Source organism: Streptomyces sp. RKND-216 (assembly GCF_004795255.1).
GTDB lineage: Bacteria > Actinomycetota > Actinomycetes > Streptomycetales > Streptomycetaceae > Streptomyces > Streptomyces hazeniae.
Window position 1 is genome coordinate 3,051,560 of sequence record NZ_SSBQ01000002.1, and the last position, 16,655, is coordinate 3,068,214.

A 16,655-nucleotide genomic window follows, 5' to 3' on the forward strand; every position below is an offset into this window, starting at 1 on the left:
CTGTGCTCGCGTGCTGCCGGGAAACGCCCGGGCCTCGGCCGCCCGGCTCCGGCGGTGCTGGTCCGATTGTCCTGTACGCGGCCCGTCCCGGCCCGCCCGGGGTCGTGCCCGCCGCCCGGGTGAGATGGGGGAGGGCGGGGGCCGTGTGGGCCGACGAGGAGCGCGCGGGCGGCGTCAGCAGCGTCGGCAGATCCGGTCGAGCAGGTTGGCCGTCGCGCGCTGGACCCGCTGGTCGACGTGGCCGGGCCGGTCCAGTGCCGGCGACCAGGCGAACGTCCCGGAGGCGAAGACGAGGGCGCCGCTCGGCGCCCGGTACAGCGAGGTCTCCTGGTGGCGCCGGGCGCCGGAGGCGTCCTGGTAGGGGGAGTGCGCCAGCAGGATGCGCTCGGTGTGCTCGGGCAGCGGCGTGCGCGGGAAGTAGCGGTCGGCCTCGCCCGCCACCAGACCCGGCAGCTCGTCGCCCTCGGCGACGCCCGTGGCCCGCCACAGCCAGTGGCCGGTGTTCCGCACCACCAGTGGGTGCGGCTGCGGCACCTGCCCCGCGTACTGCACGCCCAGCAGCTGCTGCTCCGGTTCGCCCTGTTCGCGCCACAACAGCGCACGGCCGCCGCCCTGCCGCTTGCGGCAGGTCAGCAGGCGGTTCTCGGCGTCACCCGGCAGCGCCTGCAACTCGACCCGCCAGTACATGGTGTTGGCGGACAGGAACACCAGGGACGTGCCCGTGTCCCGGGCCCGTTCCGCGGCGCGCCGCATCGGCACCGACCAGTACTCGTCGTGGCCGGGGAAGACCAGGCCGCGGTACCGGGTCGGGTCGATCCGGCCGGAGTGCAGGTCGCGCGTGTCCGCGTAGGCCAGGTCGTAGCCGTAGCGCTCCGCCCAGCGGATGAAGTCGTAGGCGTGCCCCACGTGCAGCGGCAGACCCGCCCCCGCGTACGGCCGGGCGAACGACACCGTGACCGCCGCGTCCTCCTCGCCCAGCAGCCGGCCATCCTCGTCCCACGCGTGGTAGAGGCTCGCGCCGGTGCGGCCGTCCTCGGGGAAGAGGTTGTACGCCTGCCAGGTGACGTCCGGCATCAGCAGCAGGAGGTCCGCGGGGTCGCGGTCCCGCACGGTGAATGGGATGTGCGAGCGGTGGCCGTCCGCGGTGGTCAGCACGGCGACGTGGGCGCCCGTCGACCAGTAGTCCGGGATCTGCAGCCGCCAGGACAGCCACCAGTGGTGGCAGGACGCCGTGCGGTCCGCGACCAGCGGCTCGGGCTGCACGATGCCGGACAGTCGGGGGCTGGTGGTGATCTTGGTCGCGCCCTCCCCGCCGTAGTGCCCGATCCGGTAGACGTCCACGGAGAACGGCTGCGGCGGGCTGACCGTGACCCGGAAGTCGATCGACTCGCCCGGAGCGACGCCGCCGCCGGACGACGCGAAGCCCTTGATCTGGCAGTGCACGTCGTCGGCCGTACGCGGACCGCCGTGATGCGCGCGCCGTCCGCGGGCCGCCTGCCGCTCGCGCTGCACGGGGAGAATGCCGGACTGGTCGACGTCCACGTACCAGGGGACGACCTGCCCGTCGTCGAAGTAGTTCTCGCTGCCGCGCAGCCAGGGCAGCGGGCCCTGGGCGAACGGATCGCTCACCGCGTGCGCGAGCGCCCCCGACTCCCAACGCCTGATCTGCTCGGTCCTCACGCTTTCGCACCCCTCCCGGACGGGTCGTCCCCGGTTCACTGGGCCAGCACATCACATGGAGCGAGTATTCGGTCACCGTTCGTCGCGATTTCTCGCGAGGGGCCCTGCCGCGGGGACGGGCACCGCCGCCCCGGGGCAGCGCCTACACCAGACGGACCGGCTTGTCGGCGCGGATGCCGCGGGCCGTCAGCCAGTCGCGCAGCGGGCCGGGGTCGCCGTCCTCGACCAGGTCCAGCACAGGTCCCGCCAGGTCGGTCGCCCGCTCGCCGTCGATGAGCAGGGCGGGCCCGTCCAGCCAGTCGAGGCCCGGTGCCGCGTCCGCGGTGTCCACGGCGGCGCAGCACACCGCCGCCGTCACGTGCTCGGCCATCAGCTCCCGCCCGGAGCGCTGCGGCCGCAGGGGCAGTCCCATCGGTGAGGGCTGCCCGGCTCCCGGCAGCACCGGCTCGTCCAGTCCGGGGGCCGTCGGACAGGCGTCCTGCGCGGCCTCGGCCCGCGCGACGTCGGCGCTGATCCGGGCCGCGACGGCGTCCGTGCCGCCGGCCGCGAGGCGCTCCAATATCCGGCCCACCGCCGCCTCCGCGTACGAGACGGTCGGTGCCGCCGCACCCCCGGCGCCGGACGGTGCCCGTGCCGCCGCGTCCGCGTCCGCGGGCGGCGTGTGCTCGGCGGCTCCCGCCCGGCCGTTCGGCTCCGTGGCGTCGAGGGCGGCGAACAGGCGGGCCGCCTCGCCCCGCCAGATCCGGTCGACGACCTCCTCCGGGTAGTTCGTCCAGTCCACGGGCGCCCAGCCGGAGCCCTCCCCGCGAGGCTCGCCGTGGAAGAGCCGCGCGGCCAGCAGTGAGACCGAGGCGTCGACCGCACCCGGCTCCTCCAGCAGATCGCACGCCGGACGCTCGCCCAGGCGCGAGGCGAAGCCATCCGCGAGGCGGTCCCGGCGGGACAGCTCGGTGAGGGCCGCCACCACACCGGCGTCGAGCCGGGAAGGCCAGCGGCCGGTGCGCCAGGCGGGCAGCGCCACCCGGGTCAGCAGCCGGTCCCAGCCCGCGTAGGCCAGGCCGACCTGCTCCTGCGCGGTGGTGCGCAGCGCACGGTCCACGTGCTGTGCGCGGTCCGCGGCGGCGGCGGCCACCCCGCGCTCCATCTCCGCGGCGTGCGGCCCGCAGGCGCGCAGCAGCACCCGGGCGACCAGCCCGGTGAGCCGCAACACCGCCCGCCACGCCGGACGCGGCCCCGGACCGGCGTCGCGCCGGTGGCCGGCGCGGGCGCGGTCCGCGACGGCGACCGCCGCGTCCAGGCCGCGCACGCAGCGGCGCGCGGCGGCTATGTCCGGATGCGCGGACGGGCCGGTGCCCGCGACGACGGGGGCCAGCAGGGCGCGCAGCTCCGCCACCCGCATCCACCACAGGAACGGCGAGCCGATCACGAGTACCGGCGGCGCCTGAGAACGGCGCCGGCGCAGCCACCGCACCGGCGCGCTGCCCGGCATCCTCCGCTCCTGCGCCGGGTGCGTACGGTCCTCCAGCCAGCTGTCGCAGTCCGGGGTGAGTGCGAGGGCCGACGGCACGGGCACGTCGAGCCGGTCGGCGAGTTCGCGCACCAGCACATACAGGTCCGGGGCCTGCGCGCGGGTCACCGGCACGGTCGGACTGGTTGCCGGCCGGGCGCGGGCGATCACGGCGGCGACCCCGCCCGCGACGGCCAGCGCCAGCACGGCGGCGGCCGTCACGGCCCAGGTGGCCGGCGCCCAGCCCGGGCCGGCCAGGCCCGTGCTCGCGGCGACGTGCAGGATCACCGCAGCACCCCCCGGCAGCAGGGCCGCCGCCAGCGCGGTGCCGCGGATGCGGAGCACCGCGAGGGCGTGATCCCTCGCGGACGGCGCATGGGGCGCCGTGGGCGCCGTGCGCGCCGAATGCGCCGAGTGCGGAGCCGGCACTGACCGCTCACCCCCGAAGACGTAGGAGGACATTCATGACGTGACGCGACGAACGACGACGTGGCGGACGGAGCCTGTCGTATGCCCCCACTGTGGCACCACGCACCGACGACGCAATGCGCGGTGGGCCAGTCGAGGACCGCCCCGCGCGGCCGTACGCGGCTTGCCGGGAACCCTAGTTGGGGGCCGCGCGAGCGTCAGCCGCTCGGCCGGGCCGTCACTCGATGGAATGGCTTTGCCCAACGGTGTTGCGCCCGGGCTCCTGATGCGGGCGCCCCATTCGTCCCTTCTGGCTCAAGTGCCACGAGGGTCGGCCGGCGACGGGCGGCAGGTACGGCAGGCGGCCGCCGATGGTTCGCGGGACGTTGAGGCCGGAGTGGCGGCGGTGTGGCCCGACCGGTCTCCGCCGGGTGCGGTGCCGCCGTCCCCGCGGAGCGGTGCGCGTGCGTCGCTCCTCCCGGCTGCGTGCTCTCCACCGCCGGACGCCGACGTTCCAGCGCCCGTCCCCACCTGCTTCCCCGGCGGGTGAGGGGCCGGGCTCCGGCGGGGTCAGGGGGCGCCGGCAGCCGCGGCAGCGATGTCCGTGCGGTGGTGGGAGCCTGCCAGCTGGATGCGCCCGACCGCCGCGTACGCCCGCTCGCGTGCTGCCGCCAGGTCCTCCCCGGTCGCCGTCACGGACAGCACCCGACCGCCGGCGCTCACCACGCGCCCGTCCGGGCTGCGGCGCGTCCCCGCGTGGAGCACGTACGCGTCCGGCCCGTCCTCGTCCCGCACCGCGTCGAGCCCCTCGATCGGGTCACCCGTGCGCGGCGCCGCGGGGTAGTTCTCGGCGGCGACCACGACGGTCACCGCCGCAGCGTCGTCCCAGCGCAGCGGCGGCAGCTCGGCGAGCCGCCCGGTGGCGGCCGCGTGCAGCAGCCCGCCCAGCGGGGTCCTGAGGCGCGCCAGCACCGCCTGCGTCTCGGGGTCGCCGAAGCGGGCGTTGAACTCGATGACCCGCACGCCACGCGAGGTGATGGCCAGCCCGGCGTACAGCAGGCCGGAGAACGGCGTGCCGCGGCGGCGGAGTTCGTCGACGGTCGGGCGGAGCACCGTGTGCTCGATCTCCTCGACCAGTTTCGGGTCGGCCCACGGCAGCGGCGAATAGGCGCCCATGCCGCCGGTGTTGGGGCCGGCGTCACCGTCGTAGGCGCGCTTGAAGTCCTGTGCGGGCTGCAGCGGCACGACGTGTTCCCCGTCGGTGACGGCGAAGAGCGACACCTCGGGGCCGTCGAGGAACTCCTCGATCACGACCCGCCCGCAGGCCCGGGCGTGCTCCCGCGCGAGGTCCAGGTCGTCGGTCACCACCACGCCCTTGCCGGCGGCCAGGCCGTCGTCCTTGACGACGTAGGGCGCGCCGAAGGCGTCGAGTGCCGCGTCGGCCTCCTCCGGGGTGGCGCACACGTAGCTGCGGGCGGTGGGCACACCCGCGGCGGCCATGACGTCCTTGGCGAAGGCCTTCGAGCCCTCCAGCCGCGCCGCTTCGGCCGAGGGGCCGAAGACGGGGACGCCCGCGGCGCGCACCGCGTCGGCGACTCCCGCGACCAGCGGTGCCTCGGGGCCGACGACCACCAGGCCCGCGCCGACCTCGGAGGCCAGCGCGGCGACGGCGGCGCCGTCCTGCGCGTCGACGGTGTGCAGCGCCGCCACGTCCGCGATGCCGGCGTTGCCGGGCGCGCAGTGCACTGCGGTGACGTCGGGATCGAGGGAGAGGGAGCGGCACAGGGCGTGCTCGCGGGCGCCGCTGCCGATGACGAGGACCTTCACGTGAGGCAGCGTAGCCGTCCGCGCCGTCGCGGTACGACGTCGGGCCCGGCGACCACGTCCCGCGCGGGACCGTCCGCGACCTGACCGGCGCCGGCGACCCGGGACGACCCGGCAGCGATCCGGGAACGACGAAGGGCCCCGGCGACGGGGCCCTTCGTACTCTGAGCGGACGACGAGGCTCGAACTCGCGACCTCAACCTTGGCAAGGTTGCGCTCTACCAACTGAGCTACGTCCGCATCGCACCGCCGTTCCCGTGCGGTGCGTGGCCCAGTATAGCCATGCTGCAGAGGGGCTCGTGCCACCGCTGCGGCGTGAGCACGTTCACGCCCCGGGTGGCGGGGGCGCGGTGCTCCCTCAGAGCCAGCCGCGTTCGCGCGCTGCGCGTACGGCCGCGTGCCGGTTCTCCGCGCCGAGCTTCGCGGTCGCGGCGGAGAGGTAGTTGCGCACGGTGCCCTGTGCGAGGCGGGCGCGTGCGGCGATCTCGGCGACCGGGGCGCCGTCCGCGGCGAGTTCGAGGAGTTCCGCCTCTCGTGCGGTGAGCGGGGAGTCGCCGGAGCTGATGGCGTCGGCGGCGAGTTCGGGGTCGATGTAGCGGCTGCCCGCGTGCACAGTGCGGATGATCTCCGCGAGCCGCTGCGCGGAGACCGTCTTGGGCACGAAGCCGCGCACGCCCGCCTCCAGCGCCCGTTTGAGGTGGCCGGGACGCCCGTGGCCCGTGACGATCATGGTGCCGCAGCCGGGTGCGTCGGTGCGCAGCGAAGCGGCGACGGCGACTCCGTCGGCGCCGGGCATCTGGAGGTCCAGGACGGCGACGTCAGGGGAGTGGGCCCGCGCCATGGCCAGTGCCTCCGGGCCGGAGGCGGCCTCGGCGACGACGGAGAGGTCGTCCTCGAGGGCGAGCAGTGCGGCGAGGGCGCCGCGGATGAGGTGTTCGTCGTCGGCGAGCAGGACGCGGATGCGCTGTGCGGGCTGCTCCCGGTGAGGTTCGTGTCCGTTCACCCTCGTCCCTTCTCCTGGGCTCCAAGTCCGCCGTCCCGGACTCCTGCCATGTCTGCTTCGTCCCCGCCGACGGGGTCGCCGGCCGGCTCACGCGGTCCGTCCGGGGCCCTGCCGTTGCGGTCTCCGTCCGGCCGGGCCCGTTCCTCCGGGGCCGGGGCGGGCGGGGCGTGTGCGGCTGCGTCCGCGCCGCGGGGCGGCGCCGTGGCGTCCTGCGGCCGGGCGCCCGGGCGGCCCGGCGCGGCCGCGGACAGCGGGATATCCACCGTGAGACGGAACGTGCCGGGAGACGGCCGCTCGGCGGTGAGTACGCCGTGCAGGGCCGTCAGCCGCTCCCGCAGGCCCGCGAGGCCGGCGCCGCCGGTCTGCTCGCCCGGGGGCGGCGACCCGGGCCGGGGCCGTCCGCCGGGCTCCCGCGCCCCGTCGTTCTCCATGACGAGCACCGCCGCCCCGCGTTCGACCCGCACCGTGACGTCGCAGCGCGAGGCGTCCGCGTGCCGCAGCACGTTCGTGGCGCCCTCGCGCACCACCCAGCCCAGTGCCGCGCGGACCGGCGGCGGCAGGTGGTCGTCGTCGTCCCGGGAGGTGACCCGGCAGCCAATGCCCGCCGCCCGCAGCACGCCGCGTGCACCGGCGAGTTCCGTGGTGAGATCGGCCTCCCGGTAGCCGCGGACCACGTCGCGCACCTCGCGCTGGGAGTCGCGGGCGATCCGCTGCACCTCGACCATCTGGTCCAGCGCCGCCTCCGGGCCGCGGTCGTTCCGGCGCGCCAGTTGCCCGGCGAGCTCGCTCTTGAGCGCGATGACGGACAGGTTGCGGCCCAGGACGTCGTGCAAGTCGCGGCCGAAGCGCAGGCGTTCCTCGGCGACGGCCAGCCGGGCCTGCGTCTCGCGGGCGTCGTCCAGTTCGCGCATCACGGCGATGTACCAGGCGGACGAGCGGGTGCTCACGCCCATCGCGAGGCCGCCGACCGCGGCGACGGCGGCGAGCGCCCCCAGTTCGCCACCCTCGACGCCGACGGCGGCGAAGACGCCGGTCAGCGTGGCGACCACCCCGGCCAGCGTCCAGGCCGTGACGCGTACGGGCATCAGCAGTGCGTACGGCATAAGGAAGGCGCCGACGCTGACCATCAGGACCATGCCCTCGGCCGCTTCACCTCCCTGGCGGTCGGCCACCAGGAGCCATGCGGTGAGTCCGGCGGCGAGGGCGGCCAGTACACCGAGTACGGCGACGCCGAGCCACGGAGGCGGACGTTCCCCCAGGTAGGCGCGGAGCGCTCGGCCCACCACCACGGAGGCGGCGGCGCACAGCACGGCGTGGACGGCGAGGACCGCCCATGCCGCCGCGGCCGCCGCAGAGGTGTCGGCGGCCTTCGCGGGAACCTGGGACAGACCGGCCAGCAGCATGATCCAGGGGAGCGCGAACAGCGACCAGCGGGTGGACGCCTCGACCTGGGCGTGCCGGCTGCGCCCGTGCCAGACGGCGCGTCTGTTCCGTAGCCAGCCGATCATCTCCACGCTTCCCTCGTCCTCGTCCCGGGATGAACGCCACCAGCATGAGGGGTACCGGCGTCACCGGCACGACCCCTCCGTCGTGCCGGTGACGGACGCGGTGCCCGCGGGCCGGCGAGGTGACCGTCCCGAGGCGCGCGCCGGGGAGCGGGCCGAGTGCCGCGTGCGCGCGTGGGCCTCGATCGCCTCCCCGCCCTCACTCTTCCGCCACCGGTGCGCCGCGGGCAGTGCGGGCTGTCACCGGCCCGAATGACATCCGTCATACGGCCCCGGGGCGTGACGGGTGCGCGGCGGGGACGGAGCCGGAAATGCGAAAAGGCCCCGCAAGCGGGGCCTTTTCCTTCTGAGCGGACGACGAGGCTCGAACTCGCGACCTCAACCTTGGCAAGGTTGCGCTCTACCAACTGAGCTACGTCCGCAGGCATCCATCCGGCTTGCACCGAATGGCGCGATGGTCACTGTACCCGATCCCGGCGGCCTGACGGCACGGGTCGGGGCTTCAGCGACGATCGGAGCGGGTGACAGGGATTGCACGCTGCGCCTCCCTCTTGGAAAGAGGGCGCTCTACTACTGAGCTACACCCGCACGCTCCGTGAGGTTTCCCTTGCGGGCTGTCCTCGCGGCGTGTGCCCGACTGTAGCGGATCACCCCGGGGTGCTGGCAAGTTGACGGCGGGGAGGTCGGACGACCGGCGCGGAGCCGGTGGCCGGCCTCCCCGACGGGCCGGTCAGCGGGAGGCGTTGAACGCCTCGTACACCTTCTTCGGGATGCGTCCGCGGGGAGGCACGTCGAAGCCGTTCGACTCCGCCCAGGCGCGCACCGCGCGCGGGTCGGGGGCGATGGAGGTGCGGTGGTAGGTCCTGCCCGACTTCGCCCGCTTGCGGCCGGCCTCCACGTAGGGGGCGAGGGTGCCGCGGAGTTTCTCGGCGTTGGCGTCGTTGAGGTCGATCTCGTAGGACTTCCCGTCGAGGCCGAAGGCGACCGTTTCCGACGCTTCTCCGCCGTCCATGTCGTCGGAGAGTGTGACCAGTACGCGCTGCGCCACGGATATCGGTCCTTCCGCTAAGGGTGGCCGCGACCGCTTGTGCATGCCCGGCCCTCCATCCGTGGGCTGACATGCGGGAATGTCGTGCGGTCCGGCTGCTCGGAGATCGGTGTCTTTTCTTTTCTACAGGGATCGGCATTGTTTGCGAAGCGTCGCTATTCACGCCTCGCGTGTCATGCCGCAATGTGGACCATACTTTTTTCGGCCTCGATTTCCCAGTGTTCCGTCTTGGTGATGCTCGAACGTGACCGATATCTACTCGCGTAGATTTTCGAGCCGGGTACGCTGGCGTACCGAAGCAGCAAGCTGCTGCGCGGTGGCGAACCGGCAGCACCCCACATCACCGGGAGTACCTGTGGCCCGCGTCGTAGTCGACGTCATGATGAAGCCGGAGATCCTCGACCCGCAGGGGCAGGCGGTCCAGCGCGCACTGCCCCGTCTCGGATTCGAGGGCATCGCCGATGTCCGCCAGGGCAAGCGCTTCGAGCTCGAACTGGAGGGTCCCGTCGACGACGCGGCCCTCGCCCGTGTGCGGGAAATGGCCGAAACGTTCCTTGCCAACACCGTGATCGAGGACTTCACCGTCCGCGTCGAGGAGCGGGAAGAGGCCGCCGTATGACGACGCGCATCGGTGTCGTCACCTTCCCCGGCTCCCTGGACGACCGCGACGCGCAACGCGCGGTCCGCCTCGCCGGCGCCGAACCCGTCGCCCTCTGGCACCGCGACAAGGACCTGCACCAGGTCGACGCCGTCGTGCTGCCCGGCGGCTTCTCCTACGGGGACTACCTGCGGGCCGGAGCCATCTCCCGCTTCTCCCCGGTGATGGAGACCCTCATCGAGCAGGCCAGGGCCGGCATGCCCGTCCTCGGCATCTGCAACGGCTTCCAGGTCCTCACCGAGGCCCACCTCCTGCCCGGCGCCATGCTGCGCAACGACCACCTCCACTTCGTCTGCCGCGACCAGCGGCTGCGGGTCGAGAACGCGGACACCGCCTGGACCTCCGACTTCACGCAGGGGCAGGAGATCACCGTCCCGCTGAAGAACCAGGACGGCCAGTTCACCGCCGACGAGCGCACCCTCGACGCCCTGGAGGCCGAGGGCCGCGTCGTCTTCCGCTACACCGGCTGGAACCCGAACGGCTCCCGCCGCGACATCGCCGGAATCACCAACGAGGCCGGGAACGTGGTCGGCCTCATGCCGCACCCCGAGCACGCCGTCGAGGAGCTGACCGGCCCCACCACCGACGGGCTCGGATTCTTCACCTCGGTTCTGAAGAAGCTGGTCACCGCATGACTTTGGACACCGGAACAGCCGAGGGGGCAACTGAGCGCCCCGGGCCGCGATGCCTGTACCACCCCGCGCGAAGGAGCGACCGAGCGTGACCCTCGACACCGGAACAGCCGAGGGAGCAACTGAGCGCCCGGAGCCGCGATGCCTGTACCACCCCGCGCGAAGGAGCGACCGAGCGTGACCCTCGACACCGTCAAGCACGCCGAAGAGACGCCCGAGACGGAACTGCCGTGGGCCGAACTGGGCCTGAAGCAGGACGAGTACGCGCGCGTCCGCGAGATCCTGGGCCGCCGCCCGACCGGCGCCGAACTCGCCATGTATTCGGTGATGTGGTCCGAGCACTGCTCCTACAAGTCGAGCAAGGTGCACCTGCGGCAGTTCGGCGACAAGGCGCCCCGGACCGACGCGCTGCTCGTCGGCATCGGCGAGCAGGCGGGCGTGGTCGACGTCGGCCAGGGCTACGCCGTCACGTTCAAGATCGAGTCGCACAACCACCCGTCGTACGTGGAGCCCCACCAGGGCGCGGCCACCGGTATCGGCGGCATCGTGCGGGACATCATCGCCATGGGCGCGCGCCCGGTCGCGGTCATGGACCCGCTGCGCATGGGTGCCCCCGACCACCCCGACACCCAGCGCGTGCTGCCCGGTGTCGTCTCCGGCATCGGGAGCTACGGCAACTGCCTCGGGCTGCCCAACATCGGCGGCGAAGTCGTCTTCGACGCCTGCTATCAGGGCAACCCGCTGGTCAACGCGTTGTGCGTGGGCGTGATGAAGCACGAGGACATCCACCTCGCGAAGGCCGCCGGTGCGGGCAACAAGGTCATCCTCTACGGCGCTCGCACCGGCGGCGACGGCATCGGCGGCGCCTCGCTGCTCGCCTCCGAGACCTTTGACGACGAGAAGCCGTCGAAGCGTCCCGCCGTCCAGGTCGGCGACCCGTTCCAGGAGAAGCTGCTCATCGAATGCACCCTGGAGCTGTTCCGCGAGGGCCTGGTCACCGGCATCCAGGACCTCGGCGCGGCCGGTCTGTCCTGCGCCACCAGCGAGCTGGCGTCCAACGGCTCCGGCGGCATGCGCGTCACCCTCGACGACGTGCCGCTGCGCGACTCCTCCCTCTCCCCCGAGGAGATCCTGATGAGCGAGTCCCAGGAGCGCATGTGCGCCGTCGCCGAACCGGCGAAGGTCGAGCGCTTCCTGGAGATCTGCGAGAAGTGGGACGTGACCGCCACCGTCATCGGCGAGGTCACCGACGGCGAGCGGCTGGAGATCTACTGGCACGGCGAGCAGATCGTCGACGTGCCGCCGCGTACCGTCGCCCACGAGGGGCCGGTGTACGAGCGCCCGTACGCACGCCCCGACTGGCAGGACGCCCTCCAGGCCGACGACCCGGCACGGCTCGCCCGCCCCGAGGGCGGTGACGCGCTGCGGCAGGCTGCTCTCGACCTGGTCGGCTCGCCGAACCAGGCGTCGAAGTCCTGGGTCACCGACCAGTACGACCGGTACGTGCTCGGCGACACTGTCCTGGCACAGCCCGAGGACGGCGGCATGATCCGCATCGACGCGGAGTCGGGCCTCGGCGTCGCCGTGGCGACGGACGGCAACGGCCGGTACGCCAAGCTCGACCCGTATGCGGGTGCGCAGCTCGCGCTCGCGGAGTCGTACCGCAACGTCGCCGCCACCGGTGCCACCCCACTCGCGGTCACCGACTGCCTCAACTTCGGCTCGCCGGAGGACCCGGCCGCCATGTGGCAGTTCGCGGAGGCGTGCCGCGGGCTCGCCGACGCCTGCCAGGTGCTCGGCACCCCGGTGACCGGTGGGAACGTCTCCCTCTACAACCAGACCGGCGACGCCGCCATCCACCCGACTCCGGTGGTCGGGGTGCTCGGCGTCATCGACGACGTCGCTCGGCGTACGCCGATGGCGTTCGCCGACGAGGGCCACCTGATCTACCTCCTCGGCGAGACGAAGGACGAGTTCGGCGGCTCGGCGTGGTCGCAGGTCGCGCACGGCCACCTCGGCGGCCGGCCGCCGGCTCTCGACCTGGAGCGTGAGCGGCTGCTCGGCGAGATCCTGGTCTCCGCGAGCCGGGACGGCATGATCGACGCCGCCCACGACCTGTCCGACGGCGGACTGGTCCAGGCACTCGCCGAGTCCTGCCTTGAGGGCGGGCGCGGCGCCCGGATCGTCGTGCCGGACGGGATCGACCCGTTCGTCCTCCTCTTCTCCGAGTCGCAGGGCCGCGCGATCGTCGCCGTCCCGCGCAGCGAGGAGGTCCGCTTCAACGACATGTGCGGCGCGCGTGGTCTGCCCGTCGCGCGGATCGGCGTCGTCGACGGCGACGCGATCGACGTCCAGGGCCGGTTCATCCTCCCCCTGGACGAGTTGCGGGCGCGGCACGAGCGCACCCTCCCGGAGCTCTTCGGCTGACCGCCACCGGCGTGCGGGCGAGGGCCCGGGACACCCGAACTCCGGTGTTCCGGGCCCTCGTTGTACGTTGCCGAGGTGGCAGACAACTGTTACCCCACCCGATGGTCCGAGCGCCTGCGCACCGGAACCGTCTGGGTCGCCGTGGGCGCGATCCTGCTCAGCCTGTGGGCGCTGTGGGACTTCTGGGACCGCCGCCACACGATCGACGAGGCCTGTGCCGGCCTCGTCCCCGCCGACGAGGTGCTCGACCTGTCGCTCTCCGGCGGGGACATTGCCGGCGGTCGGCACGAGGAAGCGCGCATCGACCTTGCCGAGGGCTTTCCCCAGGGCTGCGACGTGTTCAGCGGCGAGTCGGCCGATTCGGCCGGGTCGGAGGCGGATCACCTGCTCTTCTTCACCGCCGAGGTGACGGTAGAGCCGGTCGGCCCGTCGGCGGAGCAGATCTGGGAGGTCGACGCCGCCGGCTCGTTCTCGGGAATCGGAGAGGACGCCTACGCCCGCCAGCCAGTGGGCGACGGCATCGACGGCACGATCGGTGAGCACGACGCCTACGTCCGGCTCGCCTGCACCGGCGGCAGTGGTCGGGGCGAAGGCGTCGAGACGATCACTGCGAAGGCCGTCCTGCGGAACCACTCCTCGTCCGACGCCCGCGAGCAGCTCCGCCAGATGCCCCAGGGCGACCGCGACACGCTCGTGCGGATCGCCGTCGACACGGCGAACAACCTCGCTGAGAGGCTCGGCTGCCGGGAACGGCTGCCCGAACCGCCGGAGCACGTGCCCGGCGTGCGGCTGGAACCGGTGGCCGCCGGGCGGGCCGAGGGCACGTGCGCATGGTTCGCCCGCGCGGACCTCCCGGGCCAGGGCCGGGACTGGCTCCCCGACCAGGCGTACGAGAGCCGTATCGCGGGGGAGGTCTGGAACGAGGAGTGCCTGTTGCGCCTCAGCCCGGAGGCCGCGCGCGAGGCCGTCTCCCGGCACAGCGACGATCCGGACCTGGAGAGCTTCTACGGCTCGGTGGAGGTGGACGACGTCCTCTGGGCGCGCACCGAGAGCTTCTTCGGCGAGCCGGCACGGCACGTGGAGCTCGACAACTCGGCCGACGGGGTCGTCCGCCCGGAACCCGGAACGGCCGGGCACACCCGTGGCCACATCTGGTGGGCCACGTCGGTGTGCGACGGCGAGCCCGCGATGCACACGCTGACGCTCAGCTGGCCTTACACCCTGGCCGCGCAACGGCACTACGGCGCGGTCTTCCGCGCCTACGTGGACTCCGTGGCCGAGCGCCGTGGCTGCGAGCAGGTCCGTTTCCCGGCCCCCGACACGTTCACCCGTCCCTGAGGCCCCCGACTTCCCCTCGTCCGGCACCCACTACCGGGGAGGGGCACGGCCGGAGGCCGGGGCTCCGTGACCCGCCGCGAAGAGGGCAGCGCGCCGCGTAAGCTCGATCGCATGGCGCCCCCGAAGCTCCGCAGCTACGACCCCCTCCGCGTCCGCAAGGCCCTCACAGCCCAGGTCGAGTCCGTCGCCGCCGCCGCGCACGCCCTCACCACGGAGCAGTACGCGCAGCCCTCCGGGCTCCCCGGCTGGGACGTGCACCACCTGGTCGTGCACATCGCCGGGGAGATCGACGCGCTCCCGCGCCTCCTCGCGGAACCGGAACCGGATGTCGCCGCGCCCCAGGTGGACCTGTCCACCTGGGCGCTGTCCACCGCCACCCGGGCGAAGGACCTGGACGAGGCGACCCGCGCCGCCGCCGCCGCGTCGCGGGACGCCGCCGCCCGCGTCGACGAAGCTGTCGAGCAGCTCGAACCCGTGCTGGAGTCCGCCGTGCGCCCGGACCTGCTCCTCCCGCACGGGTTCGGCGCGATGCGCGCGCTGGACTTCACGGTGACCCGCCTCGTCGAGCTGGTGGTGCACACCGACGACCTGGTTCGCGCGACCGGCCACCGGGTGCCGCTGGACCGGCACGCCCTGGCCGCGACGGTCCGTCTGCTGGCGGACGCGCTCGCCGCGAAGGCGCCGGGCCGGGCGGTGGAGGTACGGGTGCCGCCGTTCGCGGTGACGCAGTGCGTGGAGGGCCCCCGGCACACCCGGGGCACGCCGTCCAACGTGGTGGAGACCGATCCGCTGACGTTCCTGCGGCTGGCGACCGGCCGCACCACGTGGGAGGCGGCGCGGGCCCGCCGCGTGGTGCAGGCGAGCGGCGAGCGCGCCGACCTCTCGCCCCACCTTCCGGTGCTCGGCTAGCTTCGGACGGGACCCGGGCCGGACGGGACCGCGCGCGCCCGGGTGTGGGCGGACCCACACCCGCCGGATTCGGCCCGCTCCCCCGCCTGGCCTAGACTCGTGGACGTGCCACGTGGTGACGGACGACTCAACCACGACCTGCTTCCCGGCGAGAAGGGCCCACAGGACGCATGCGGCGTCTTCGGGGTCTGGGCTCCGGGTGAGGAGGTCGCGAAGCTGACCTATTACGGGCTGTACGCGCTCCAGCACCGTGGACAGGAGTCCGCGGGCATCGCGGTGAGCAACGGCTCCCAGATCCTCGTCTTCAAGGACATGGGACTGGTCTCGCAGGTCTTCGACGAGACCTCCCTCGGCTCCCTCAGAGGGCATATCGCCGTGGGCCACGCCCGGTACTCGACGACCGGCGCGTCCGTGTGGGAGAACGCCCAGCCGACGTTCCGTGCCACCGCGCACGGCTCCATCGCGCTCGGCCACAACGGGAACCTGGTCAACACCGCCGAACTGGCGGAGTTGGTCGCGAAGCTGGCCGACGGCCGAACGGGCGGCCGCGCCACCCAGGTCGCCGCCACCAACGACACCGACCTGGTCACCGCGCTGCTCGCGGGCCAGACCGATGACAACGGCGACCCCCTCACGGTCGAGCAGGCCGCCGGGCTGGTGCTGCCCAAGGTCCAGGGCGCGTTCTCGTTCTGCTTCATGGACGAGCACACCCTTTACGCCGCCCGCGACCCGCAGGGCATCCGCCCGCTGGTCCTCGGGCGGCTGGAGCGGGGCTGGGTGGTCGCCTCCGAGACGGCCGCTCTGGACATCTGCGGCGCCTCGTTCATCCGCGAGGTCGAGCCCGGCGAGATGATCGCCGTGGATGAGGACGGATTGCGCTCCACACGCTTCGCGGATGCGAAGCCGAAGGGCTGTGTCTTCGAGTACGTGTACCTGGCCCGCCCCGACACCGACATCGCCGGCCGCAACGTTCACCTCTCCCGCGTGGAGATGGGCCGTCGACTCGCCAAGGAGGCACCGGCCGACGCCGACCTGGTCATAGCGACCCCGGAGTCCGGCATTCCGGCCGCCATCGGCTACGCCGAGGCGAGCGGCATCCCCTACGGCCGCGGCCTGGTCAAGAACTCCTACGTCGGCCGCACGTTCATCCAGCCCTCGCAGACCATCCGGCAGCTGGGCATCCGACTCAAGCTGAACCCGCTGAAGGAAGTCATCCGCGGCAAGCGCCTGGTCGTCGTGGACGACTCGATCGTCCGCGGGAACACGCAGCGGGCGCTGGTGCGGATGCTGCGCGAGGCGGGCGCCGCCGAGGTCCACGTACGGATCAGCAGCCCGCCCATCAAGTGGCCGTGCTTCTTCGGCATCGACTTCGCCAACCGCGCGGAGCTGATCGCCAACGGGCTCACCGTCGATGAGATCGGCACCTCGCTGGGCGCCGACTCGCTCGCGTACATCTCCATCGACGGCATGACCGAGGCGACGACGATCGCCAAGCCGAACCTGTGCCGGGCCTGCTTCGACGGCGAGTACCCGATGGACCTGCCCGACCCCGAGCTGCTGGGCAAGCACCTGCTGGAGTCCGACAGCGCCGCGGCCCCCGCGCGTACCGACTCGGACGGCGTGAACTCGATGACCGCCGGGGTCGGCGGCGCCGACGCGCTGCGCCGCCCGTGAACGCCGCCCCCGTCGGCCCGCGACCCTTCCAGACTCCGCACC

Annotated in this window: 12 protein-coding genes and 3 tRNA genes; 6 read left to right on the top strand and 9 right to left on the bottom strand. The window is 73.4% G+C overall.

Annotated elements, in window-relative coordinates; genetic code table 11:
- Nucleotides 1-174: 174 nt before the first annotated feature.
- The 9 genes from E4198_RS13600 to E4198_RS13640 all read right to left on the bottom strand — a co-directional run bounded on the left by E4198_RS13600 (nt 175) and on the right by E4198_RS13640 (nt 8,975).
- The gene (locus E4198_RS13600; RefSeq protein ID WP_136183389.1) at nt 175-1,680 is read right to left on the bottom strand and encodes a N,N-dimethylformamidase beta subunit family domain-containing protein; all 1,506 of its coding nucleotides are present in this window, start codon (nt 1,678-1,680) and stop codon (nt 175-177) included.
- A gap of 142 nt (nt 1,681-1,822) precedes the next feature.
- The gene (locus E4198_RS13605) at nt 1,823-3,532 is read right to left on the bottom strand and encodes a hypothetical protein (protein WP_247597670.1); all 1,710 of its coding nucleotides are present in this window, start codon (nt 3,530-3,532) and stop codon (nt 1,823-1,825) included.
- 633 nt (nt 3,533-4,165) lie between these two features.
- On the bottom strand, nt 4,166-5,422 hold the full coding sequence (purD, locus tag E4198_RS13610) for a phosphoribosylamine--glycine ligase (protein WP_136183391.1): 1,257 nt from the start codon (nt 5,420-5,422) through the stop codon (nt 4,166-4,168).
- 164 nt (nt 5,423-5,586) lie between these two features.
- Nucleotides 5,587-5,659: transfer RNA gene (locus E4198_RS13615), tRNA-Gly, on the bottom strand.
- A 118-nt stretch (nt 5,660-5,777) separates the two neighbouring features.
- Nucleotides 5,778-6,422 carry a response regulator transcription factor gene (locus E4198_RS13620; RefSeq protein WP_247597671.1) on the bottom strand — a complete coding sequence of 215 codons (645 nt, stop codon included), beginning with the start codon at nt 6,420-6,422 and terminating at the stop codon, nt 5,778-5,780.
- Entirely contained in the window at nt 6,419-7,930 is a 1,512-nt protein-coding gene (locus tag E4198_RS13625; protein ID WP_136185367.1) for a histidine kinase, read from the bottom strand. The genes E4198_RS13620 and E4198_RS13625 overlap by 4 nt, the downstream gene beginning before the upstream one ends.
- 346 nt (nt 7,931-8,276) lie before the next feature.
- Nucleotides 8,277-8,349: transfer RNA gene (locus E4198_RS13630), tRNA-Gly, on the bottom strand.
- A gap of 94 nt (nt 8,350-8,443) precedes the next feature.
- A tRNA-Gly gene (locus tag E4198_RS13635) sits at nt 8,444-8,515 on the bottom strand.
- 142 nt (nt 8,516-8,657) lie between these two features.
- On the bottom strand, nt 8,658-8,975 hold the full coding sequence (locus E4198_RS13640) for an Lsr2 family protein (protein WP_136183392.1): 318 nt from the start codon (nt 8,973-8,975) through the stop codon (nt 8,658-8,660).
- A gap of 355 nt (nt 8,976-9,330) precedes the next feature.
- On the opposite strand from E4198_RS13640, the gene purS reads away from it, so the two are divergent.
- The 6 genes from purS to purF all read left to right on the top strand — a co-directional run bounded on the left by purS (nt 9,331) and on the right by purF (nt 16,613).
- The gene (gene purS / locus E4198_RS13645) at nt 9,331-9,594 is read left to right on the top strand and encodes a phosphoribosylformylglycinamidine synthase subunit PurS (RefSeq protein WP_027764195.1); all 264 of its coding nucleotides are present in this window, start codon (nt 9,331-9,333) and stop codon (nt 9,592-9,594) included.
- Entirely contained in the window at nt 9,591-10,268 is a 678-nt protein-coding gene (gene purQ / locus E4198_RS13650; RefSeq protein ID WP_136183393.1) for a phosphoribosylformylglycinamidine synthase subunit PurQ, read from the top strand. Before purS ends, purQ begins: the two co-directional genes overlap by 4 nt.
- Nucleotides 10,269-10,442: 174 nt before the next feature.
- Nucleotides 10,443-12,692: a phosphoribosylformylglycinamidine synthase subunit PurL gene (purL, locus tag E4198_RS13655; RefSeq protein WP_136183394.1), complete on the top strand. Its 2,250-nt coding sequence runs from the start codon at nt 10,443-10,445 to the stop codon at nt 12,690-12,692.
- 75 nt (nt 12,693-12,767) lie between these two features.
- Nucleotides 12,768-14,030, top strand: a complete 1,263-nt coding sequence (locus E4198_RS13660) for a hypothetical protein (protein ID WP_136183395.1) — start codon at nt 12,768-12,770, stop codon at nt 14,028-14,030.
- 111 nt (nt 14,031-14,141) lie between these two features.
- Entirely contained in the window at nt 14,142-14,939 is a 798-nt protein-coding gene (locus tag E4198_RS13665; RefSeq protein ID WP_136183396.1) for a maleylpyruvate isomerase family mycothiol-dependent enzyme, read from the top strand.
- Nucleotides 14,940-15,044: 105 nt separating this feature from the next.
- Nucleotides 15,045-16,613, top strand: a complete 1,569-nt coding sequence (gene purF, locus E4198_RS13670) for an amidophosphoribosyltransferase (protein WP_136183397.1) — start codon at nt 15,045-15,047, stop codon at nt 16,611-16,613.
- Nucleotides 16,614-16,655 lie beyond the last annotated feature (42 nt).